Genomic DNA, 225 nt, shown 5'->3' on the forward strand with positions numbered 1-225 from the left:
TCTCTTTTTTATCTTTGTGATTATCTAAATAACATTGATTTTAATGTAATGTACGAATCTCTTCTTGTTCATCACTTTTTTTATTTTGCGGTGCTACAAAAGTGATATAGCAGAGCTGTATCGCAACTTTCACATATTCTGTTACTTCTTCTAGGGCATTTTCTAATTCTTCTTGGTTTTCATCCTCTTCATACCCTAATGAACCAATATTACGTAAATCAGAGA

The 225-nt window shown here is 31.1% G+C and carries 1 protein-coding gene; it reads right to left on the reverse strand.

Going from position 1 to position 225, the window contains the following annotated elements; all coding sequences use genetic code 11:
• Window positions 1-40 precede the first annotated feature (40 nt).
• Window positions 41-225 (reverse strand): UPF0149 family protein (locus M983_RS16820; RefSeq protein WP_342671342.1); only part of this gene is annotated, 185 nt, incomplete at its 5' end.

This window comes from Proteus myxofaciens ATCC 19692, assembly GCF_001654855.1.
Taxonomy (GTDB): domain Bacteria; phylum Pseudomonadota; class Gammaproteobacteria; order Enterobacterales; family Enterobacteriaceae; genus Proteus; species Proteus myxofaciens.